A 22,954-nucleotide genomic window follows, 5' to 3' on the forward strand; every position below is an offset into this window, starting at 1 on the left:
AACTGAGCTAGCCTGAAACGAACTTATTTAAGTATGGGCAGTCGGCTAGTCTGATCGGCAACGACCTTTAGAAGTATTGTAAACATTTGTATAGAGAACCGGGCAAAAAGACTGCCCGATTGGCTCAAGTCTGGCTTTTATGTTCTTCTATCCTAAAGCAAATCAGTAGCGTGGCTAACAGAATGGCCTGAGGGGCAGGGCCTGAGGTTTGGGATTGTTGGATACGGGTATAAATCAAAAGCCGTTTCTCGTAAGGGCAATCGGCCGTTCGTCCCTAACCCAGTTCAGGCTACCCTTTAGCAACGCCAAATTTAACCACTGGCCTGAAGACCCGCTCAATGTCTTGCCTAGGCCAACCCCAGCATGTGGCGGGCCAGGGTGAGGTAGAGCAGCACCCCCAGCACATCGACAATGGTGGTAATAAACGGAGCCGACATCAGGGCTGGGTCAAATTTCAGGGCATCAAACAGCAAAGGCAACGCACCTCCAGCCGTAGAGGCCAAAATAGAAATGGCTACCAAGCTGATGCCTACAGTTACAGCCACGGGCAGGTTGCCCTGGAGCACGTAGGCCCAGACGGTAACTACCGCCCCTAGCATTAGGCCTAGCACGGTACCGGCGATCGCTTCTCGCCGAATCACTGAGAGGGCCTGCTTAGTGCTAATTTCTTCGGTGTTGAGGCCGCGAATCACCACCGTAGACGACTGTGCTCCCACGTTGCCGCCGCTGCCAATCAGTAGGGGAATAAAGGCCGCTAGGGCCACTACCTGCTGCAAAATATCTTCCTGGCTGCGAATGACGGCGGTGGTAACGGTATTGGTAATCAGCAGCACCGAAAGCCACACCACCCGCTTGCGGGCCACATCAAACAGGTTTGACTGAAAATAGCTGTCACCGCCGCTTTGGACGCCGCCTAGAGCGTAGATGTCTTCGGTAGTTTCGGCCTCAATTACGTCGATTAGGTCATCGACGGTGATGATGCCCACCAGACGCTCTTCGGTATCGACCACGGGCACCGCCAAAAAGTCGTAGCGCTGCACCAGGCGGGCAACGTCTTCTTGGTCGGCGTCGGTGCGTACCGAGATCACATCGCGGGTCATCAGGTCGCCGATGGTTTGCTCAGGCTGGCCGGTGACCAGGTGCCGCAGCGAGAGAATGCCGGTCATGCGGCGGGCGGCATCGGTGACGAATAGGTAGTAGATGGTTTCGCTGACGAAAGCGCGGCTGCGGATGTAGTCTAACGCCCGTAAAACTGTCCAGCCTTCCTTGAGGGCCACGTATTCTGGGGTCATAATCCGCCCAGCGGTACCGGCTTCATAACCCAAGAGCTGAGCGGTGGCTTCGCGCTCCTGGGGGCTGAGCTGAGACAGCAGACTGCGCACAAACTTGGCGGGCAACTCGTCGAAGAGCCTGGCCCGGTCATCGGGTGACATTTTGTCGACAATGTCGAGCACATCCTGGCGCTTGAAATCTTCGATCAGTGCCTGCTGCACACTGGTGTCAAGGTTTTCGTAGACCTCGATCGCCTCACCTTTGCCCAGTAGCCGAAAGGCGATCGCCTGCATGGCCTCGGGTAGGTCTTCAATGGCTTCGGCAATATCCGCAGGTCGCACCGGCACCAGCAGCGCTTTGGCCCCTGGCAAATTGCCCTGCTCTAGCAGCACTTGTAGCTGCGATCGCACCAGCTCTTGCAGCTCCCTGCGGTCTATGGCGAGGGTACTTGGTGTGTTTTGCGTTTCACTCAACGCCTGTCCCCAGCTACAACATTGCCTCTAGTCTAGTGGCCTCTGGTCTCGCAGAGAAGTCAAACCGTTAGGATTATTCTCTTAACCCCAGCAAAGACAAATTTTAGGGCTGCAACTGGCCCAATTCGGCCGCCTCAGATAGTCTCAGCAGCCATTGAGATTTAGCCGCAGCCAGATTTTGTCAAGGGCATAATAGGGAAGCATAGGCCATCTTAAATCGTACCTCTGCCATGGAACCTACCCAGGCTACTAGCGCCATCATCGACGGTCGCTATCGAATTTTGCACCGCCTGGGTCAGGGCAGCAGCGGCACAACCTACGCCGCCGAACGGTTGGCCACAGGTCAGACCATCGCCCTCAAAGAACTTTCCCTGCGCGGCCTGCAAGATTGGAAGAAGATTGAGCTGTTCGAGCGCGAGGCCCACATTCTCAAAACCCTCAATCACCCCGCGATCCCTCAATACATCGACTTTTTTCAGGTTGATACTCCTGACAACCGCTGGTTTTATCTGGCCCAAGACCTGGCCGAGGGCACCTCTCTGGCCGACTGGATTGAGGCGGGCGGCTGGGTCGATGAAGCCGAGGCCCGCCGCATCGCTATCGCCGTTTTAGACGTGCTGATCTATCTGCATGGTCTCAACCCACCCGTTATTCACCGCGACCTAAAGCCGCAGAACATCATTCGTCGCGACGACGGCCACATTTACCTAGTCGACTTTGGCGCAGTGCAGACGGTTTATCGCGATAGCCTCCGTCAGGGCAGTACGGTGGTCGGCACCTACGGCTATATGGCCCCCGAGCAGTTTCGCGGTCAGGCCGTGCCCGCCACCGATCTCTATAGCTTAGGGGCAACGCTGCTGTTCTTGCTTACCCACCAGTCGCCCGCCGATCTGCCCCAGGAGCGGCTGCGCATCAACTTTCGCCCCTACGTGGCGGTGTCTGCCGCGTTTGCCAACTGGCTCGACCAGCTGCTTGACCCCTTAGTCGAAGACCGCTTTGCTTCGGCACAAGTGGCCCTCGCGGCCCTGACTCAGCCCGCCCCACCCGCCTCACCCGCTCTGCGCCGGTTGGCCCCGCGCCCCCCAGTGGGCACCCGCGTGCAGGTACAAACGTCGCCAACTGAGCTGTCTATCTATATTCCACCGCCGGGTCTGCGGGGTGAAACCGCAGGCATTGGCCTATTTGGTCTGTTTTGGAACGGTTTTGTGCTGGTCTGGACAATTGGGGCCGTTACCGGCGGCGGGTCGCTGCTGTTTGGCCTAATTGCTATTCCCTTTTGGGTGGCCGGCTTTAGCATGATTAGCGGCGTGGTCAATGCCCTGTTAGCCCACGTGCATCTGCGCATCGATCGCCAGCAATTTTCTCTCACCCGCCGCATGCTGGGTCGCACCCGCCGAATTGAAGGCTATACCGCCGACCTAGCGAAGGTAGAATTGCAAACCGCCTACACCCAAAACGATCGCCCCGTGCATACGATCGCCCTGCTGGAAGGCATCAACCAGCACAAGTTTGGCACTCCCCTGCAAACAGTCGAAAAAGTCTGGCTGGTGGACGAAATCGAGGCATTTATCAGGTCGTCTAAGGGCGATCGTTAAAGTTTTCTATCGTATTCAATTCCTCAGCATTAAGGAGTAAGCTTTCAGGGACGCACAGAATTTCTTGAGATACGCAGATTGCTTATTCATTGGGAATGGAGTCTTTCACGAATTTGGTCAATCCTTTCCTTCAATTGTTTATTGCCCCAATCGATCTCAATTCTATAAGACTTATCATGATTTGCAACATATAATTTCTCATGCTCTGCAAGCGGATTGAAACACTCTTCTAAATCTTGAGAAATAAGCGCGAACAATTCGCCTGATTCTGTAACGACAAACTCTAATTCACTAGAAGGCATACGTAATGGATCAGAGCTTGAGAAAGATGTTTTCAACCGAATCATCATTAAATTTGCTGTAACTAAGGAGCCATAGTTCTTTTTGTCGAACGTGGAATTCTTAAAAATTTTGTGCACGGTCAAGATAGAAGAGCCCCAGTATGATTTGCAAAAGAAATGAAAATCTTGCATGGATGCAAGATTTAGCGCTGACGACAAAGCGACAAACTCCCTCTCCTCAAGCTTGCCGACAATGTAGCAAGAGAAGATTTTTGCAAATAAATCGGATTTTGTGAAATCATCAAATTTATCAATTTTTAGAAAAATTGAATTATAAAGATTGTCTCTTTTGGCTTGGTCTTTTTTTATCTCCTTTGAAAACAACAATCTCTCTTCTTGGGTGGTTTTATTGTTGACTGTTTTAATAAATCTTTCAGCTTTTTTCAGGAAAATAATATCGGGAATAGATCTTGCTGCCTTAGCAATCTTCCAAAGCATTCCTGCCATAGGTATCTCTTGAAAAAGTTCGCTTTCTGTTAGAAGATCAATTGCGGTATCAATGCTGTCAGCACCAAGCTCAATTAGATTTTCTTTGGCTTCGTCATTCGCACTCATCTCACTTTGCTCTCTAACATTTGTTTTGTCATAAAATATTTAAATTTGATTAGAAGAAAAAATGCATTAATCCAATTTTTTGGCGTAATATTCTGCTTTTGAACATTTAAAGGTAAGTCGAATTAAAAAATATGTTGATAGTGCTATTCCCTGATAAGGTAATGGTAAATATCCCGAATTAGCTACTATCTCAAGGTGTACTATGACACCAGAAGAGCGTGCTGACGGGAATGGTTCGACGCGCACTTGTATGCATAATACACTCTGTCAATAGGTGGGATGACTTGCTTGAGACTTTCACTTTATTCTCTTGCAAGAGAGCATAGCAAGATTGCTCATTTGACGCCTGCTCATATCAAAAAGTAACTCGTGAGATAAGATTTGACTTCGCAAGAAAATGATCGCATTTCCCTAATTACCGGCCCGGCGCGATCGGGCAAAAGCGAATGGGCCGAATCCCTGGCCGCAAACTCTGGCCAATCGGTGATTTACATCGCCACCTCTAACGTTGACCCAGCGGATTTGGACTGGCAAAAGCGGGTAGAATTGCACCGCGATCGCCGTCCCGCCCACTGGCAGCTGCAAGAAGTGCCCGTCGCTTTACCCGAAGCTATCCTGGCCGCCACCGCCCAGGACTGCCTGCTGATCGAATCCCTCGGCACCTGGCTGGCCAATCTGCTAGAGCAAGACGACGCCACCTGGCAGGCCACTATAAATTCACTGGTCGAAAGCCTGCGGCAAACTCCCAGCACCGTGGTTCTAGTTTCCGAAGAAACCGGCTGGGGCGTGGTGCCCGCCTACCCAATCGGGCGGCTGTTTCGCGATCGCCTCGGCACCCTCACCCGCCGGGTCGGCACCGTCGCTGACGCAGTGTACCTAGTTATCGCTGGCTATGCGGTCGATGTGAAGGCGCTGGGTAGGGGGGTGGGAGAGTAGGAGAGTGGGAGGGTAGGGGGTGGGAGGGCAAGGCCGATTCGTTTACCCATCACCCCATTACCCCATCACTCCCCTACACCCCTACACCTCAATCCCCTCCATCTCATACCCCTTCCAATCGCCGTCGTACTTCTCGGCCACCAAAGGGGTGACCGTCAACTTGGGTGGGGTTCCCGCAGCTACATTGACCCGCAGTCCTGAGTAGGGGCGCTTAAGGCGACTGCGGCTACCACCGCGGCCCAGGTAGAGGTGAGATTTGGCCACGGCGCGGGTGCCGTTGTTATCGTCTTCCGTTAGCTCAGGGCCTTCTTTTCGCTGGCGACGTAGGCTGTAGCCGCTGCCGCCGCAGATCACCCAGGGAATGTTGGCATCGCCGTGACCGGTGTCGCCCGTGCGCACGTAGTCGAGGCAGTGAGCATGGCCATTGAGCACCAGATCGACCAGGGGGCGGTCTTTGGAAATGTCGGCCACTTCGGCGGCGACGGCATCGAGCACTTGGCGAATGTGATGGCGCACCGCTAGGGTTTGCCCCTGGTCCCACTTGGTGGCCTCGGTGACGTAGGGCGGGTGGTGAAAGAACAGCACGCGCCCGCGCACCGCTGGGTTTTGCCAGGAGGCAATTAGGCGATCGCGCAGCCAGTAAAGCTGTTCCGTATCCACCGTTTGCAGGCGAGAGCTGTTGAGCTGCTTGGTGATGTCGTTGATCTGCTCATCGATCGCTTCAATGCGCTCCGTGCGTTCTTCTTGCTCGTCTTCATCGGTGGGAGTCAGCGCCCCAATGCCCGCCTGCCGCAGGAGTTCATCTTTCTTGGCTTCGAGTAGCTGACATTGCTGCTGCAACTCCTTACGACCGGCTTCGCCATTGGCCATAGGCAACGGCTGGTTGAAGGTGTTGGAATCGAGGGCAAAAAAGTCGATGCCGCCGTAGCGAAAGGTGTAGTAGCGGTTGGGCAACCGGGTAAATTCGCCAGGGCGGTAGGTCAGCGCCCGCGCGTCGTCGAGCTTGCTGCTGTAGTGGGTATCTAAATGCGCCCCCAGCCCAGTCTCAGGCACCGCCTTTAGATAGTCTAAGAAGGCTCTGGCATAGGCGTCTCCCCGGTTAGAGCCGCGCCAGCTCACATCTAGATCGAGGTAAGAGCGCAGGGCATAGCGCAGCGGCCCGCTAATGCCCGACAGCAGCCCTACCACACTACGCAGATCGTAATAGTCGTGGTTGCCCAGGACAGGAAGAATTGGCCGCTTAAACACCATGCGATCGTAGGCAATCTTGCGGTAGTCATCGCCCCCCATCAGCCACTCCTGGTAGGGCTTGATGAAGTTTGAGCGATACTGATCGCGCGACCCCACCAGATACACCACATCGCCGGTGTGCAGTGTGAACCGGGCCGAGTCAAGGTGTTTCAACAGTTGCTCGGCCACCTGCCGCTGGGGGCTGCCGCTGCGGTGCCGCCCGGTGCCGCTGTCGCCCACCACTAAAAACGAGAATGTTTCGTCCTCGGCGCTCGGCTCGTCAATCACCAGGCTGGTTTGGTCAATGCCTCGCTCGGCAATCTGGCGGTGCTGCCACCGCACTCGCTGCTGCATCCGCTCAATTTTGGTTTCGATGGAAGGCTCAGTGACCAGTTTTGGAGGCATGGTGCTTTGGTGCGGTGGGTGGGCGGTGTGTAGAATAACCCCGTAGCTTGAATCTCGCTAGACCAGCGAAACAGCAGCCACTATGGGCCTTTATAACGACAGAATTCTGCCTTACCTGATCGAGCTTTCCATGGCCGATTCTATCCTGGGTTCTTATCGGCGGGATGTATTGGCCGATGTGAGTGGCGACGTGCTCGAAATTGGCTTTGGCACGGGGTTAAATTTGCCATACTACCCCGACCAGGTGCGCCAGATCGTCACCGTGGATCCTAACCCTGGGGTGCATCGTTTGGCCCAACAGCGCATCAATGCCTCACCTATCACGGTAGACCATCGCATGCTCAGCGGCGAAGCACTACCGATGGCTGACCACAGCTTTGACAGCGTCGTCAGCACTTTCACCCTGTGCAGCATTCCCAAAATTGAGCAGGCGCTGGCCGAAATCTATCGGGTGCTGAAGCCCGGTGGTCGCTTCTTTTTTGTCGAGCACGGCCTCAGTGATGAACCCTCGATTCAAGCCTGGCAGCATCGCCTGACGCCGCTGCAAAAGCGCATTGCCGGCGGATGTCACTTTGACCGCGACATGGGTCAGCTGATCGAGCAGCAGTTTGACCAGGTTGAACTAGAAGCCGCCTACGCCAAGCAGGTGCCCAAGGTAGCTGGATATTTCTATCGAGGTGTGGCGATTAAGCAGTAGCGATCGCGGCTACTGAGTATTCCTGGCACTATGCCATTAGTCGTAGGTACCGTTAGGCTAATAAGCACACCCAGCCATCAGTACCCTCAGCCCATTCCCAACTGCACCCGCCCGAAGCTATCCCCTAGAAGACTCTGCTTGCTATGGCCACCCGCCTCTGGAACTTTCTCACCACCGACCCCGACCTGGCTTCGCCAGAGACCGCCGATAGAGCGGCCGATGCCGCCGATGCCGTGCTGGGCCTGGCTGAGGTGCTAAAGGAAAAAAGTCCTAATCTGCGGCGAGTAGCTTCTTTGGTGAGCCAGCTTGACTCGCTATTGGAGGCGATCAATGCCCCCTTGGGCAAGCTCATCGGCGCAACGCTACCTTTTGTTCCCATCAGTACCGGGCTGCTGAAGGTCTACGGCGAGACTACAAAAAAAGAGCCGACCCTGGCTCAGTCGGTAGCCCTAATCAGTCAGGCGGCCTATTTGGAAAGTTTGCGAGAATTTGTCAAGCAGCACCCCAAAATCGAGCAGTGGCTGATTGCCAAAGACGGCACCCCCCAGGCTAGAACTATCACCCTCCCCGTTAAAGCGCTGGGCATTTTTGAGCTGACGGAGCAAGAAGCTCGCCTCGCTACCCTGCATTTCCATCAGTCAGCTTTGGCCGGAGTGTTCAACAGTGCGCTCCAGGCCCGATTGGTACAGTTGGGGACAACCCCTGAGCAAGCCGATCGCATTACCAAAGTTGTGGCCAAAAACACGAATCGACACATGAAAACGGCGATCGCCGACGTCGGCGACTCACTTAAGCATCAGCTGGACGGCGATCGCCTATAGGATACTGAGCTGCTGGTCAATACTTCGAGTAAAGCCGTAATATCCTACGATCAGCAACGCACTGCTGTTGCTAGATCAAGAAGTTTTTCCACTGCTAGAGACCAAAGCGAGGGCCGCCATTGATCATCTACCTCAAGCTTTTGGTCACCATGGTGCTGTGGGGCGGCACTTTCATCGCTGGGAGGCTAGTGGTGCAGGATATGGGGGCCTTTGCGGCGGCCTTCTGTCGCTTTGCGATCGCTTTCCTCGCCCTCATGGTGCTCACCTACACCGTCGAGGGCAGCCTCCCTAAACCACCCCGAAAACTGTGGCTGCCCATCGCCCTGCTGGGGTTAACTGGCATCTTTGCCTACAATGTGTTTTTCTTCTCGGGGCTCAAAACCGTTGAGGCGGGGCGAGCGGCGCTGATTATTGCGCTCAACCCGGTGGCGATCGCCTTGGGGGCCGCCCTTTTCTTCAAAGACCTGCTCAGCCGCGTCAAGCTATTGGGCATTGGCCTCTCGCTGCTGGGCGCAGCGGTGGTGATTAGTGACGGCGACCCAGTTCGTCTGCTGCGGGGGGATGTGGGCATTGGTGAACTGTTTATGCTCGGCTGCGTAGTCAGCTGGATGGGCTACAGCCTGCTGGGCAAAACTGTGATGCAAGAACTTTCCCCATTCGTGGCGACCACCTACGCCTGTGGGGTAGGGACGCTGTTGCTGCTGGGGCCAGCGCTGAAAGAGGGATTGGGAGACGCGATCGCCAGCGCATCTCTCACCACCTGGGGCGGACTGCTTTACCTAGGCCTGCTCGGCTCGGCGGTGGGCTTTACCTGGTACTACGATGGCGTGCGACAGCTCGGCCCCGCGCGTGCCGGGGTATTTATCAACCTGGTGCCGGTGTTTGCGATCGCCCTGGCCGCCCTATTGCTGCAAGAAACCCCCACCTCATCGCTGCTGCTAGGCGGCAGCCTGGTGATAGCTGGCGTGGTGATCACCAACCGCGAGGGCAAAAGAATGAAGATGTAAGGGCGAAGAATGGGTGTAGGGTTCAGGGTGTATGGTCTAAGGCCCGCCGTGAGTTCGAGACCTTGAACCTTACACCTTGAACCTTAGGCTTTGAGACTACCAGACTTCATCTTCGATCGCCGCTGCTCAGGCACTAGGTTTGCTGGGCCGCTTCTAGCAGCGGATATAGGGTATCGAAGGCAAACTCGTTAATCTGCCAGCTCAGCCAATCGATCAGGGCTTTTTGCTCAATGGGAATTTGGGCCAGCAGCTGGGTGAGCCGATCGCCGTCGAGTTGCACCGTGGCCTGCTGGAGCTGGGCCAGCAGCGGCTGAGGCAGCGATCGCAGCAGGGCGATCGCTGCCTCAGCGGACAGCACGGTAGCATTGCCTTCGGTGGCGAAGACCGGGCTATAGGTGTACTTGACCCCCAAATGCTCAGCCAGCTTGGCGAGCAAATGGTCAAACTGAAAAGGCTTGCGCACAAAGTCGTCACAGCCCGATGCTAGAGCACGGGCGCGATCGTCTTCAAAGGCGTTGGCGGTGAGGGCAATAATTTTGGTGGGAGCTGCGCCTGCGCGCAGCTCCTGACTGCGCAGGGCGCGGGCCGTCTCGGGGCCGCTGAGAATAGGCATGCGCATATCGAGCCAAATCAGCTGGGGTCGCCACTGCTGCCAGAGGTCGAGGGCGGTCTGGCCATTGTCGGCCTCGCGCACCTCAAAGCCCACCGCCCGTAAGAGCTCGCCCAACAGGTGCCGGTGAGTGCTCTCGTCGTCGACGACCAAAATACGGTAGCTAGGCTGCCCGGCCGCCAAGCCAGCGACGGGAGTGGTCGGTGACAGCGTTTCACCATCTACGCTATCAGCTACCTGCATCGTCAGGGTAAAGGCAAAGGTAGATCCCTGGCCGGGCTGGCTTTCGACCGTCAGATCGCCACCCAACATTTGCACAAACTGACGGCTAATCGAGAGGCCGAGACCGGTGCCTGCCCCTTGCCCCACCTGCACAAACGGCTCAAACAGGCGATCGCGATTGGCAGCGGTGATGCCAATGCCGGTATCGATGACGGCAAAGGTCACCCCCAGCAGGGCACCTAGCGGGGGGGACGAGGGCAGGGGATGGGCCGGAGTTACTCGCAGCGTGACCTGCCCGACTGGGGTGAACTTAATGGCATTGCCGAGCAGGTTGATCAACACCTGGCGCAGCTTGGGCTCGTCGGCGACTAGGTAGCGAGGCAGGGTCGGATGGCAGTCTAAGACCAGCCCCAGCCCTTTGTCTTGGGCCCGCAGGTAGAGCATATCGCCCAGGGCCTTGAGCAAGGTGTGGAGATCGAAACGGACGGCGTTGAGGCTGACCTGGCCCGCCTCGATTTTGGCCATTTCTAAAATGTCGTTGATCAGCATCAGCAGGTGCTCGCCGCTGCGATTAATAATGCTGAGGGCCTGACCGTGGTCGCCGCTGAGGGTGGCGTCGCGGGCCATGAGCTGAGCAAAGCCCAAAATGGCGTTGAGAGGGGTGCGCAGCTCATGGCTCATGGTGGCCAAAAAGGTGCTCTTGGCCTGGTTCGCCGCCTCGGAGACCTGGACGGCCTGCTGGAGTTCCCAGGTGCGCTCCCGCACTCGCTGCTCTAGCTCCTGGTTGAGCTGGAGTAGCGATGCTTCCACCTGTTTGCGGGCGGTGATATCTTCGTAGCAGCCCAGCACGCCGATCACCACATTGTCAGCGTTGGTGAGGGGCACCTTGCTGGTCAAGGTCCAGAGGTCCTTGTTGCCGACCGTGCTAGCACGCTCTTCGTAGCCCAGTTTGGGCTGGCGGGTGGCCATCACTTGCCCATCGTCGGCCTGGTACTTAGCGGCATATCTGGCCGAGGGCAGTTCATCCTCGGTTTTACCAATAACGCGATCGGGAGTCAGGCCGTAGTCGCTGGCAAAGGCTGGGTTACAGCCCAAGAACCGATGTTGGCGATCTTTCCAAAACACTCGCTGGGGAATGGTGTCGAGCACGAGCTTGAGCATGTTGCGAGACTCTTGCAGGGCTAGCTCGGCCTGCTTGCGATCGCTGATGTCGTTCACCACCCCCAGCAGATATTGCGGCTGGCCCTGGGCATTCCGCACTAGCGAAACCGCCAGCGCTACCCACACCGTCGATCCGTCAGAGCGCACGTAGCGCTTCTCGATCATAAAGCTGGAGAGATCGCCCTTGAGCAGCTGCTTGACGTGGGTGCGGTCGAGTTCCACATCGTCGGGATGGGTCAAGCGGGCGTAGGTCATGGTTAGCAGGTTGGCGGTGGTGTAGCCCACCAGGTCGCAAAAAATTTGGTTGACCCGCACAATGCGCTCGTTTAAATCGGCCTCGATAATGCCCATGGCCGACTGCTCAAAGATGCCGCGAAAGAGTTCCTCGTTCTCCCGCAGCGCTTGCTCCGCCTGGCGGCGCTCGGTAATATCGGTGGCCACCCCGACTACGCGGTAGACCTCGCCGGCTTCATTCAACACAGGAAAGGAGCGATCGCTAATCCAGCGCAGTTCGCCATCGGCGCGGTAGATGCGATAGACCTTGTCTAAGGTGGTGGCGGCTGTGGCCGGCAGGGTGGCCTCCACCGCTGGTCGGTCGTCGGGGTGAATGCTGTTGAGCCAGACCGATGTCGACTGGTAAAGCGCCTCGCAGGACAGGCCCCAGATCTGCTCAAAGCCAGGGCTGACGTACAAAATTTGGGCGGTGTCTGCGGTGCTCATCCAAAATACCTCTTCAATCGCCTCAGCAATTTGGCGAAAGCGGGTTTCACTCTCTTGAACGGCAAGCTCCGACCGTTTGCGATCGCGAATGTCGCGGCCAATGGTGGCCAGACACAGGGGCTCTTGGGTATTAGGGTCTTTGACTAAAAACATCACCTGCTCAACGGCGATCGCCTCCCCAGTCTGAGCATGGCAAAAGGTAGACTCCCCCTGCCACATCCCATCAGCCATCAGGGTGGGCAGGGCCTCCTGCTCAAATTGAGGCACTGTGGCGGCACTCAAAAGGCTTTTGATGGAGCGACCGGCGACGGGTTCATGCTCTAGCCCTACCAGGCGCTGGCCGGCTTGGTTGAGGTAGATGGCAACCCCGTCTAGGGTGGCCGTGCCGATTAAGTCGGTGCTGTTTTCAACCACGGCAGCCAGAGTTTGCATGGCCTGGGTGCGCTGCTGTACGCGTTGTTCCAGCTCTTCGTTAAGCTGTTTGAGGGCCAGCTCTACCTGCTTGAGGGGGGTAATGTCGGTGGTGGTGCCCAAAAAAGCCTCGGGCTGGCCCTGGGCATTGCGTCGCAGATGCCCTCGCGATAGCACCCAGACCACCGAACCGTCGCGGTGGGGCATGCGGTACTCAAACACGAATTCCTCGGTCTTGCCCTGGATGCAGGCTTGAATCGCAGCGTTCAACGGGTCTCGATCTTCGGGATGAATCAGGGTGAGCCACTGATCGAGGCTTTCATCGATGACCTCACTGTCCCATCCCACCAGGGCTTTGATGGTGGGGTCGAGGTAGCCTGTGTTGGTGGCAAGGTTGAGTTCCCACACGCCCGCTCTGGCCGCCTGGGTGGCGCGACGGTAGCGCTCTTTGGCCAGCTCTAGGGCCAGCTCAGTGCGCTTGCGATCGGTAATGTCTGTCACCCGCACCAGCAGCATGGGGGTGTCGGCTACGGAGATGGGCTTGGCGGCCAGGTTGCCCCAAAATCGCTCCCCCTTGAGGGTCAAATATTCGACCTCAGTGCTCCAGAAGCCGTGTTTGGCCACTTCCTGGCGGGCTACTGTCAGCTCAGCCTCGCTAAAGGGCTGGCACTGAAGGCTGTTGCCCCGCCGCTGGAGCAGGCGATCGCCGCTGTCGGCCTCAAACAGCATCACCGCCCGCTGGTTGCAGTCGAGAATTAAATCGGTCTCGCTATCGACGATAAACAGGGCATCGGTCGATTCGTTGAATATGGCCTCCCGCAGATCGCGGTGGCGGCGCATTTCCATCTCAATGCCCTTGCGATCGCTGATGTCGCGCACCAGCACCAGCACCTGGTCGGCTTGGTATGGCACCATGCGCACCACCTCATACTGCGTGCGATCGCCAAAGCTTAGCTGCTGCTCAAAAAACTGTGCGGTGCCCGTGGCCAGAGTGCGCTCGATCGCCGTCAGCCACTCGTAGGCAAGCTCGGGGGACAGCACGTCAGCAACGTAGGCACCCACAATACCTTGGGCGACTTGGGGCAGGAGTTCTCCTGTAAAGCGGTTGTAGGCAAAATCGACATACTGCCCCTGGGCGTTGACCACCGCCGTTAGGTCGGGCACCGCCGAGAAAATCGCCTGGTTTTTAGCCTCGCTTTGCCGCAGGGCCAGCTCCGCCAGCTTGGCCTCGGTGCAGTCTTGGCCGGTGCCCCGCAGCTGCACCACCTCTCCCTGGTCGTTATAAACCGCCTCGCCCCGGCCCAAAAGGTAGCGCACCGAGCCATCGGGGCGGACAATGCGGTGCTCGACCTCGTAGGGGGTTCCCAGGGCGATCGCCTTCCCAATGGCCGCCTCTAGGGGTAGCCAATCCTCCGGGGGAATCATCTGTCGCCACTGGTCGTAGTCGGGCGCGGGCTGGGCCGGGTCGAGCCCGTAGATGCGCAACAGCTCTGCCGACCCGCTGATGGTTTGGCTGGCCAGGTCAAGCTCCCAGCTGCCCAACTGGGCAATGCGCTGGGCCTCGGCTAGGCCGCTCTGGCTGCGGCGCAGGGCCCGCTCGGTCTGAGCGCGATCGCTGGCGCTAGCTACGCCCCAATCAAGCTGCACCATCAGCGCCGACATCCGCCTTCGCAGCACATCTAGCTGCCGGTGGGCGTCGGCTAGGGCGGCTTGGCTCAAAGTTAGCTGCTGCTCCTGGCGATAGTGCTTCAGGGCAGCGGTCACCGTAAACACTAGCTCGGCATCGGTGCCAGGGTGGGGCAATCGGCGATAGACCGATTCAGAATAGTCGGTGCTGGGTTGATCGGCCAGGGGCGGCTTCACTACCGGATCAAGCACTACCATCAGCGCCTGGGGAAAGCGATCGCAAAACGAGCGCAGAGCCTCGGTGCCAAGCCAGCTTGCGGGAACGATGGCGATCGCCACCTCGGCGGAGTCTAGCTGTGCGAGGTAGTCCGTCACCGCCGAGCCTGTGGTCGCCAGCACCACGCGACAGTCGGGAAATCTGGCGGCGAGTAGGGGGGGCACCTGGGCTAGGGCGTCGGCAAAACAGAACAGAGTGAGCGAACTCATGGGGGTTCCGAGAGCAACTTAGAGAGAAGACGAGGCTAGCCGTCACTGTCGGGGACAGCCCGCAGGGTGAAGTAAAAGGTGCTGCCCAGGCCCGGCTGCGATTCTGCCCAAATCTGGCCGCCGTGGCGTTCGACAATCTTTTGACAGGTAGCCAAGCCAATGCCGCTGCCAGGGTAGCTCTGGGCATCGTGAAGGCGATGAAAGGCCTCGAAAATTTGCCCCAGGTGCTCGGCCTCAATGCCAATGCCGTTGTCGTGAATGCTGAATTGCCAGGCCTGGGGTAGGGGTTCTACCGACAGAGTGATCTGGGGCACCGTATCCGGCCGGACAAATTTTAGGCCGTTGCTGATCAGGTTTTGAAACAGCTGCATGAGCTGCACTTCGTTCCCCATCACGGTGGGCAAATCGCCATAGCACAGCTGTGCCTGGGACTCGGTCAGGGCCACCTTGAGATTGAGAATCACCTGGTCGAGCAGGGCGTTGCCATCAACCGGGGCAAAGGTCGGCTGGGCCTGCCCCGCCTGGGCGTAGGCCAGCCAGTCTTGAATCATCTGCTGCATGCGATCGCTGGCATCCAGAATGCTTTTCAGGTAGGGCTGGGCCGGCGACTGCTGCACGGCGGGGCAGGTGAGGCCAATCAGTTTGGTGTAGCCCAAAATACTCTGTAGCGGCTGCTGCAAATCGTGGGACACCACCGATGCAAACTGCTCGAGCTCTCGGTTGGAGCGCACTAGCTCTTCGTTCTGAGCCACCAGCTGGGCCTGAAGCCGCCGCAGCTCTAGCTGGTGGGCAATGCGAGCCAGCACCTCCGCCTCCTGAAACGGCTTGGTGATGTAGTCGGCCCCGCCGGCAGCAAAGGCCTTGACCTTGTCGATCGCATCGTCGAGGGCGCTGATAAAGATCACCGGAATGGCTTGGGTTAAGGGATCAGCCTTCAGCCGCTGGCAGACTTCATAGCCGCTCATCTCCGGCATTTTGATGTCGAGCAAAATTAGGTCGGGGGGGGCGGCCTGGGCAGCGGCGATCGCCCACTGACCGGTCAACGCCTTACGCACCCCCAGTTGATGGCGTCCTAACATCGCTGAGAGCAGCCGTAGATTGTCGGGAGTATCGTCAACAATCAAGATGTCGCCCTTGACGACTGCATCGTTAGGGGAAGTCATGGGGTACCTCCCGCCTCGATCTTGTACACCGTTCACCTCCGTTCTCTAGATCTGTTGTATCGCTCTGCGATCGCCGTCTCAGCCTACCGATCCTCACCCCTGCGGTGAATCTAGCTGGGGAAAGGCAACATTTATCTACACCGCAGCGTCTCCCTGGCGGGTCGCCTCGGCCCTAGGGCGCAGACAGTCAAGAATGCGATCAAACTCAAAGTTTCTGGCCCAGCCAGTCAAGGTTTGAGCCACGCTAACTGGAGCGTCGGGCATCTGGTTGAACAGCTCAAGCAGACGATCGTCGGAACCGGCAATGGCCGCCTGGGCCAAACTTTGTTGCCACTCAGGGGACATCGTTCGTAACCACAGCCCCAGCTCCACCAGTGCGGGCGGGGTAACTCCTACTCCAGCCCCCCTAGCAGCGCTGGGAGAAGGGGGAGAGGCGTCAGCCTCAGCAGCGTAGCGGTAGCGCACCGGCAGATAGGCAGCGATCTTTTGCAGTATCGCCTGCATCTGAAAGGGCTTGCGTACGAAATCATCGCACCCGGCGGCTAAGATTTTAGCTCGCTCTTCTTCAAAAGGGCTGGCGGTGAGGGCAATAATCACTGGTTTAGGGTCAAGGTGCAGGGCCCGAATTTGGCCCGTAGCAGCATAGCCGTCGAGACCGGGCATGCGAATGTCCATCCAGATCAGGTGAGGACACCAGCTGCGAGCCTGGTCGACGGCGGCGTAGCCATCCTGGGCCGCCTGCACCTCAAATCCGGCGGCGGTGAGCAGGCGCACCAGCAGGTAGCGGTTGGCCGGGTGGTCTTCAACCACCAACAGCCGCCAGGGGGGGTGATTGTCGGCCAGACCGATAATTGGGGGTTCGTCGAGGGCCGGAAACACCGCCGATCGCTCGATCCGCTGCACGGGCAGCACAAAGGTAAAGGTTGATCCCTGGCTAACTCGGGTCTCAAGGGTGAGCTCACCTCCCATCAGCTGCACAAACTGTTGGCTGATGGGCAGACCCAAGCCGCTGCCCTGGTGCGATGGCCCTAAACCGGCCTCTGACCATCGCAGCCCCGCCGCACTCTGAATGAAGGGCTCAAACAGGCGGTTAATATCCTCAGGGTCAATGCCGGGGCCGGTATCAACTACGGCAAACTCCAGGGCTACGTTGGCTTCAGGACTGGCCACCCCGGGCTGTTCCAGAACTGGCTGGCAGCGCACTCGCAGCATCACCCGACCGGCTTGGGTAAATTTGATGGCGTTGCCCAGCAGGTTGATCAACACCTGGCGCAGTTTGCCCTCGTCGGTGGCGATGTAGGTGGGCAAGGCCGGGTCACAGTCAAAGCTCAGACTGAGCCCTTTGGCCTCGGCCTGGAGGGTAAGCATGGCCTCTAGGCTAGACAGCAGGTACGACAGATCAAAGGTGGTGACATGGAGCGAAATCCGCCCAGCTTCAATTTTTGACATCTCAAGCACGTCATTGATTAGCGCCAGCAGGTGCTCGCCGCTACGGCTAATAATTTTTAGGTAGTCTTGGGCCTGGGTCTCTAGATGGCAATCACGGGTAATCAGCTGGGCAAAGCCGATGATGGTGTTGAGGGGTGTGCGCAGCTCGTGACTCATATTGGCTAAAAAGGTGCTTTTGGCCTGGTTGGCGGCGTCGGCGGTTTCGCGGGCCTGGCGCAGGGCATCTTCGGTCTGCTGGCGCTCTAGCTCCGCCGCCGCCCGAGCTGCAAAAATGCGCAAAATTAGCTCGCGGGTGTGGTCGTCGACCATGGGTTTGTCGTCGATCACCGCCAGGTGGCCAATCACCTGGGAGGCCGCATCCACTAGGGGAATGCCCAAGAAGCTGATTGCCCCTAGCGACCTCAGCTCGGCATCGTCAGGGTAGAGCACTTGCACCCGCTGAGGTATATAGATCACTTCGCCCGCTATCAGTCGCTCACAGGGAGTGCCCGCTAGGTCATGCTCTAGGCGATCGCCCAGTTGACCCTGCTGCCAAAAGGCCAGGGTGCGGGTGCGGCTTGGGTCTGCCGGCAGCCGTTGGGTGACCAGGACATGGCGCACCTGCAAAATATCGGCTAGATAGCGCACCAGCGACTCAAAGAAATCGCTGCCTGTTTTGGCGGCAGTGCCTTCCACAATCAGCCGTAGCGATTCCTCTTGGCGCTTCACCTGGGTCAGGTCTTCAGCTACCCCCACCAGGCGATAGACTTCCCCCTGCTCGTTGCGAATGGGAAAGGCCCGCACCCGCACCCAGGCTGGTTGGCCTAGGGGACGAGTGATGCGAAATTCTTCGTCGTAGCTGAAGTGGGCCAGAGCTTTAGGCGCCGGACGGCGGGGCAGGCCTCGGATTACCCGATCGCGATCGTCAGGGTGCACCGCCTCGACCCAGGCCCGCGCGTTGTGGTAAAGCTCTTCCCGACTACGGCCCCAAATGCTTTCGTAGGCGGGGGAAACGTAGGCAAACTGGCGCTGCTGGGGCTCGTAGATCCAAAAAACGCTGTCAATGTATTCCGCCAGCTGGCGAAATTTTTCTTCGCTCTGGCGCAGGGCGGCCTCAGCCTGCTTGCGTTCGGCTTCAAGCCGCATCCGTTCGCTGATATCGCCAGTCGAGCCCACTAGGCGAATCGGCCGACCCTGCTCATCCCACAGGGCTTGACCCCGGGAGATCACCCACTTGTAGCTCTGGTCGCGGCAGCGCAGCCGATACTCAACTTCGTAGGTGGGCAGGCGGCGCTGAATTAGGTAGGCGTGGTGCACCGCCATAACGCGATCGTAATCGTCGGGGTGAATGCGCGACTCCCAGCGCAAGTCGTCATCGCTCAGCCGTTCGTTCGTAGCCGGGTCGCTGAAGCCCAGCAGCGCCCTGTAGCGCTCGGAGAAAAACGCCGTTTGAGTGCGAAAGTCGAGGTCGTAGATGCCCGCGTTGCTGCCCTGAATGGCCAACTGCCAGCGCTCTTCACTCTGCTGGAGTTTGACCCTGGCTCGCTGCCGCTGCTGCTCTAGTCGGTCGGTGCTGATCACCTTGCCAATGCTCTGGGCCATCAGCTCAATAATTTCGGTTTCGTGCTGATTGAACCCATGGGGGCGCGGGGTGGTGTCAAAAAAGCACAGGTTGCCATAGACCTCGCCCTCCACCCAGATTGGGGTGCCCAGGTACGACTCTAGCCGCAGTGCTTGATATAGGGGGTGCTGGCGCAGCTCCGGCTGGGTACCAATGTGGGTAAAGCTGACGGTGCGCTGCTGATAAATAGCCAGGCTGCAAAAGGTGTCGTCGAGGGGGCAGCGCCAGTCGGGCTTTAGCCTCGGTAGATTGGCCTCCGTGGCGATCGCCACGTAGTCTCCGTCCTCGATCTTGCCCACTAGCCCACCGGTAAATCCCAGCATCTGACGGCCGGTATTGAGGTAGTCGTGGAGCAGGGCATCAAAGCTGTCAAACTGGGTCAGGCTGAGGCGGTGCAGGTGCTTTAGGCTCTGGCTAAAGTGGTTGAGCGCCTGGGAGTTTTGCAGCAAAATTTGCTCGGCTTGCTTGCGGGCAGTAATGTCGCGGTACTGCCAGAGGTGACCCTCTAGGCCGCGATCGCCTCCTAGGGGCACGTAGTCGCGCTCTAGAGTGCGACCATCGGCTAGGGCAATCTCTTCGGCCACCACCGGCTGCTGGGCCTGCCGCAGGGCTGCTATGCGCCGAGTAAAGGCGATGGCATCGACCCACAGACCGGCACTATCCTGGGCAAAGGCTTGGCCATCGGCCCCAACTAGAGCGGCTGGGGGCAGATCCAGGCGAAACAGGTCGCAACAGGGCTGGTTGACCATGAGCACCTGGCCGGTTGGGGTCTCCAATATCACCCCCACCTGAAGGTGCTCAATCAGCGTAGACAGCTGAGCCGTTGCTTGATGAAGGCTGGCCTCGGCCTGGTTGCGATCGCAGATTTCCTGCTGAAGCTGCTGGTTTTGCACCGTCATGCAGTGCTGCAAGCGCCGAATTGTCAGCTGATTTGCCACTCGGGCCAGCAGTTCTTCAACTTGGAAGGGTTTGGTGAGATAGTCGGCAGCCCCCACCTCAAAGGCCTTAACCTTATCGAGCGCCTCATCCAGGGCGCTGAGAAAAATCACCGGGATGGCCTGGGTATTGGGGTCAGCCTTCAGCCGCTGACACACCGCATAGCCATCCATCTCGGGCATGCGAATATCTAGCAGAATCAGGGCGGGCTGGGTGGTGTTGACGGCCAGCAGCGCCATGGCCCCGCTGCGGGCGCACCGCACCCTATAGCCCTGGCCCTTAAGGGTTTTAGAGAGAAACCTGAGGTTTTCTAAGGAGTCATCTACGATCAGCAGAGTTTCGCCCGCCGCAACTCGATCGGCGTAGCGCATTGCAGGGTCGGGGCAGGGAAGCGGCATGACTCGAGGCGTTAGAGCAAGACCAATGTAGCCAAGATTCCCGAATTGGAGGGGTTTTGCCCAAAACTAGCCAAACCGCTGTTGGCGACGACGGGAAATTTGGTTGGGGGCCTCAAGCATTTCATCGGCCAGCTACGCCACCACGGTAGCTAACCCGTAGCCATTGGGGAGGGGGGTTAGATCCCTCTTCCCGACAACTCTTACCCCGGGGCGGGCTATAGACAACCGGCGGAACTCCTGCTCCCTTGCTGTGACGCTATCTTGGGAACATATTCATAGCGAGCGGCAACTGTGGCAACAGCGTGAACGCAGCAGCGGCAATCCGATCAGGCTGGGGCGGGGCGATGCTGCTGGCGCGGAAATTCTGCGATCGCTGCGGGCATTCTAAGCTACGCACCCCTGCGACGGCTGAGGCCACCATGAAAATTCTTCTGGTCGACGACGACGAGGTCTTAATCGAGCGGCTGACCAGCGATCTAGCCGCCCAACATTACGTTGTCGACACCACCACCGACGGGTTGCTGGGCTGGGAGTATGCCCGGTCTACCTCCTACGATCTGATCGTTTTAGACATTGATATGCCGGGTTTAGATGGGCTGTCGCTGTGTCGTCGGCTGCGCCAGACGGGCTATGTCGGGCCAATTTTGCTGCTGACCGGGCGCGGCAGCAACAGTGACAAGGTCGAAGGGCTCAATGCCGGTGCCGACGACTACCTGGTTAAACCCTATACCCTGACTGAGCTGACCGCCCGCCTGCGCGCGCTGCTGCGCCGCCCCACGGTGATGAGCAGCCCCACTCTGCACTGGGGCCAACTCCGGTGCGACCCCAAGGCGAATTTGGTAACAGTAGCCGACCAGACGGTGGTGCTTTCTCCCAAGGAATATGGGTTGCTGGAACTGCTGCTGCGCCACCCCGATCGCATTTTCAGCAACACAGTGTTGCTAGAACGGCTGTGGAGCGCCGACGACTGCCCTGGAGAAGAAACCATTCGCACCCATATTAGGCGGCTGCGGCGCAAGCTCAAGCAGGCCGGTGCCGACGATATGGTCGAGAACGTCTACGGCATGGGCTATCGCCTCAGGCCTGCTCCACCGGCCGCCGAGCCAGAGTTGCCTCAGCCCGACCCCTCCCCAGAGCAGGCCAAAGCAGCGGCCGCCCGAGCCGCGGCGATCGCCGCCTTTGACCAGTTTCGACCCATCCTTAGCGATCGCATGGCCACTCTGCGCCGGGCGGCGGCTGCCCTCAACCAGCCTCCTTTGCCCGAGGAGATGCGATCAATGGCCCAAGGCGCTGCCCACAAGCTGGCCGGCTCCCTGGGCCTGTTTAGCCTGACCGAAGGCTCACACCTAGCCCGCCGCCTTGAAGACTGGCTCATGCAGCCCGATGCAGCCCAGGGAGCCGAGTTTATCGCTCTAGTGGCTCAGCTCGATGCTCAGCTAGCCGCCGGCCCCAAGGAGATCTCCACGCCCCCCGTTGAGTCACGCATTGTGCCCTTGGCCGTGCCGCCGCGCCCCACAGATACCCGGTATCGGGTGCTGGCCGTTGATGACGACCCGTTAATTTTGGCTCAGCTCCAGCGCCTGCTGCCCCCCTGGGGCCTCGACGTGGTGACGCTCGACGACCCCCGCCAGACCTGGGCTGCCTTGGAGGCCAGCCCTCCCGACCTGGTGCTGCTCGATTTGGACATGCCCCATGTCAGGGGTGTGGAGCTCTGCCGGCAGCTGCGCCAGCAGGAGCGCTGGCAGACCCTGCCGATTTTATTTCTCACCGCCTGCCGCGAGGCGGCTGCCGTCTACGAGCTTTACCAGGCGGGAGCCGACGACTATCTGCCCAAGCCCATTCTGGAGCCGGAGCTGGTCAACCGGCTGTTTCAGCGACTAGAGCGGGGCCGCCTGCTGCAAACCCTAGCCGGCACCGACCCGCTCACCGGCCTGGCCAACCGCCGCAAGGGCACCATTGAATTCGACCTGCTGCTGCACCTGGCCCACCGCTCCCCGCAGCCCCTCAGTCTGGTGCTGCTGCACCTGAGCCCTGATCTGGCCTCAGTAAAGGACTTAATGGTGGCTCTGGCGGCGGTGCTGCCGACCCTGACGCGCCAAGGCGATGCGATCGCCCGCTGGGGATCGCAAGAAATTTTGATCGGAGCGCTGGCCCCTGCCTGGTCTTCCCCCCAGGATGCGCTGGGACCACCCCTGGCTCAGCTCTTAGCTGACCAGCTGCGCTCAAGCTCAGGCAGTCTAGATCTACCCCTGGGCTTGCTCTTGGGCGCAGCCACTTTCCCAACCGATGGCCATACCCTAGACCGCCTGTACCAAGAGGCGACCCACCGCCTAGCTCCCCTCGGATAGACTGACCGAGAGCAGGCTCTGGGTGGGGTTTAGCCCCGCAGTGATCGAGTTCTGTATTTCGCAACCGGTATGCACCGGCATTTGTATCATGGCCGCCAAACGCATTTTAATTATTGATGACGAAGCCGACGTGCGCGAGATTGCCAAGGTCAGCCTAGAAATCACCAAAAACTGGGAGGTTACAACCGCCGCCTCTGGGGAGGAGGGCGCGGCCTTGGCAGCCACCTATCGTCCCGACGCCATTTTGCTCGATGTGGTCATGCCCAAGGTTGACGGTCTCGCCACCCTGCTCAAACTCGGTGAAAATATTGAGACTCAGCACATTCCAGTGATTTTACTGACGGCTACCCTGCGGCTGGCCACCCAACAATCCTTTGTGGCGGCGGGGGCACGGGCCGTGCTGATCAAGCCCTTTGATCCCGGCCTGTTAGGCGGACAAATTGAGTCTGTTTTGGGATGGCAGTAGCGCCACTGTGAGAAGATTTAATGTGT

Annotated in this window: 14 protein-coding genes; 8 read left to right on the plus strand and 6 right to left on the minus strand. The window is 58.5% G+C overall.

Annotated elements, in window-relative coordinates; all coding sequences use genetic code 11:
• Positions 1-347: 347 nt before the first annotated feature.
• Positions 348-1,745, minus strand: coding sequence for a magnesium transporter (gene mgtE / locus NC979_RS21960; RefSeq protein WP_190516040.1), 1,398 nt, complete (start codon positions 1,743-1,745; stop codon positions 348-350).
• A 230-nt stretch (positions 1,746-1,975) separates the two neighbouring features.
• Between mgtE and NC979_RS21965 the strand changes: the two genes are divergently transcribed.
• Positions 1,976-3,340 carry a serine/threonine protein kinase gene (locus NC979_RS21965; RefSeq protein ID WP_190516042.1) on the plus strand — a complete coding sequence of 455 codons (1,365 nt, stop codon included), beginning with the start codon at positions 1,976-1,978 and terminating at the stop codon, positions 3,338-3,340.
• Positions 3,341-3,426: 86 nt separating this feature from the next.
• Here the strand turns inward: NC979_RS21965 and NC979_RS21970 are convergent, their stop codons facing one another.
• Positions 3,427-4,236: a hypothetical protein gene (locus NC979_RS21970; RefSeq protein ID WP_190516044.1), complete on the minus strand. Its 810-nt coding sequence runs from the start codon at positions 4,234-4,236 to the stop codon at positions 3,427-3,429.
• 381 nt (positions 4,237-4,617) lie between these two features.
• Between NC979_RS21970 and cobU the strand changes: the two genes are divergently transcribed.
• Positions 4,618-5,172, plus strand: a complete 555-nt coding sequence (cobU, locus tag NC979_RS21975) for a bifunctional adenosylcobinamide kinase/adenosylcobinamide-phosphate guanylyltransferase (protein ID WP_190516047.1) — start codon at positions 4,618-4,620, stop codon at positions 5,170-5,172.
• Positions 5,173-5,253: 81 nt separating this feature from the next.
• Here the strand turns inward: cobU and NC979_RS21980 are convergent, their stop codons facing one another.
• Positions 5,254-6,807: a metallophosphoesterase family protein gene (locus NC979_RS21980; RefSeq protein ID WP_190516050.1), complete on the minus strand. Its 1,554-nt coding sequence runs from the start codon at positions 6,805-6,807 to the stop codon at positions 5,254-5,256.
• A gap of 130 nt (positions 6,808-6,937) precedes the next feature.
• Here NC979_RS21980 and NC979_RS21985 point away from each other — a divergent pair, with 130 nt between their 5' ends.
• From NC979_RS21985 to NC979_RS21995, 3 genes are all read left to right on the plus strand, one after another.
• Positions 6,938-7,504 carry a class I SAM-dependent methyltransferase gene (locus NC979_RS21985; protein WP_242023889.1) on the plus strand — a complete coding sequence of 189 codons (567 nt, stop codon included), beginning with the start codon at positions 6,938-6,940 and terminating at the stop codon, positions 7,502-7,504.
• Positions 7,505-7,647: 143 nt separating this feature from the next.
• Positions 7,648-8,325 carry a hypothetical protein gene (locus NC979_RS21990; RefSeq protein ID WP_190516055.1) on the plus strand — a complete coding sequence of 226 codons (678 nt, stop codon included), beginning with the start codon at positions 7,648-7,650 and terminating at the stop codon, positions 8,323-8,325.
• A gap of 119 nt (positions 8,326-8,444) precedes the next feature.
• Positions 8,445-9,332, plus strand: a complete 888-nt coding sequence (locus NC979_RS21995; protein ID WP_190516057.1) for a DMT family transporter — start codon at positions 8,445-8,447, stop codon at positions 9,330-9,332.
• Between the two features lie 133 nt (positions 9,333-9,465).
• On the opposite strand, the gene NC979_RS22000 is transcribed toward NC979_RS21995, so the two are convergent.
• The 3 genes from NC979_RS22000 to NC979_RS22010 all read right to left on the minus strand — a co-directional run bounded on the left by NC979_RS22000 (position 9,466) and on the right by NC979_RS22010 (position 20,114).
• Positions 9,466-14,568, minus strand: coding sequence for a PAS domain S-box protein (locus NC979_RS22000; RefSeq protein ID WP_190516060.1), 5,103 nt, complete (start codon positions 14,566-14,568; stop codon positions 9,466-9,468).
• 35 nt (positions 14,569-14,603) lie between these two features.
• The gene (locus NC979_RS22005) at positions 14,604-15,731 is read right to left on the minus strand and encodes a response regulator (protein ID WP_190516062.1); all 1,128 of its coding nucleotides are present in this window, start codon (positions 15,729-15,731) and stop codon (positions 14,604-14,606) included.
• 135 nt (positions 15,732-15,866) lie between these two features.
• Positions 15,867-20,114, minus strand: a complete 4,248-nt coding sequence (locus tag NC979_RS22010; protein WP_190516064.1) for a response regulator — start codon at positions 20,112-20,114, stop codon at positions 15,867-15,869.
• 250 nt (positions 20,115-20,364) lie between these two features.
• Here NC979_RS22010 and NC979_RS22015 point away from each other — a divergent pair, with 250 nt between their 5' ends.
• From NC979_RS22015 to NC979_RS22025, 3 genes are all read left to right on the plus strand, one after another.
• Complete coding sequence (locus tag NC979_RS22015) at positions 20,365-20,502, plus strand: hypothetical protein (protein WP_190516066.1); 138 nt, start codon at positions 20,365-20,367, stop codon at positions 20,500-20,502.
• 31 nt (positions 20,503-20,533) lie between these two features.
• The gene (locus NC979_RS22020; protein ID WP_190516068.1) at positions 20,534-22,462 is read left to right on the plus strand and encodes a response regulator; all 1,929 of its coding nucleotides are present in this window, start codon (positions 20,534-20,536) and stop codon (positions 22,460-22,462) included.
• 88 nt (positions 22,463-22,550) lie between these two features.
• Complete coding sequence (locus NC979_RS22025; protein WP_190516071.1) at positions 22,551-22,928, plus strand: response regulator; 378 nt, start codon at positions 22,551-22,553, stop codon at positions 22,926-22,928.
• Positions 22,929-22,954 lie beyond the last annotated feature (26 nt).

The organism is Leptolyngbya subtilissima AS-A7, assembly GCF_039962255.1.
Taxonomy (GTDB): Bacteria; Cyanobacteriota; Cyanobacteriia; order Phormidesmidales; family Phormidesmidaceae; genus Nodosilinea.

Bases quoted from the DNA above. Each gene is read 5' to 3' on its own strand.
- NC979_RS21965 (WP_190516042.1), top strand. From the start codon at position 1,976: ATGGAACCTACCCAGGCTACTAGCGCCATCATCGACGGTCGCTATCGA.
- NC979_RS21970 (WP_190516044.1), bottom strand. From the start codon at position 4,236: ATGAGTGCGAATGACGAAGCCAAAGAAAATCTAATTGAGCTTGGTGCT.
- NC979_RS21980 (WP_190516050.1), bottom strand. From the start codon at position 6,807: ATGCCTCCAAAACTGGTCACTGAGCCTTCCATCGAAACCAAAATTGAG.
- NC979_RS21985 (WP_242023889.1), top strand. From the start codon at position 6,938: ATGGCCGATTCTATCCTGGGTTCTTATCGGCGGGATGTATTGGCCGAT.
- NC979_RS21990 (WP_190516055.1), top strand. From the start codon at position 7,648: ATGGCCACCCGCCTCTGGAACTTTCTCACCACCGACCCCGACCTGGCT.
- NC979_RS22000 (WP_190516060.1), bottom strand. From the start codon at position 14,568: ATGAGTTCGCTCACTCTGTTCTGTTTTGCCGACGCCCTAGCCCAGGTG.
- NC979_RS22005 (WP_190516062.1), bottom strand. From the start codon at position 15,731: ATGACTTCCCCTAACGATGCAGTCGTCAAGGGCGACATCTTGATTGTT.
- NC979_RS22010 (WP_190516064.1), bottom strand. From the start codon at position 20,114: ATGCCGCTTCCCTGCCCCGACCCTGCAATGCGCTACGCCGATCGAGTT.
- NC979_RS22020 (WP_190516068.1), top strand. From the start codon at position 20,534: ATGAAAATTCTTCTGGTCGACGACGACGAGGTCTTAATCGAGCGGCTG.
- NC979_RS22025 (WP_190516071.1), top strand. From the start codon at position 22,551: ATGGCCGCCAAACGCATTTTAATTATTGATGACGAAGCCGACGTGCGC.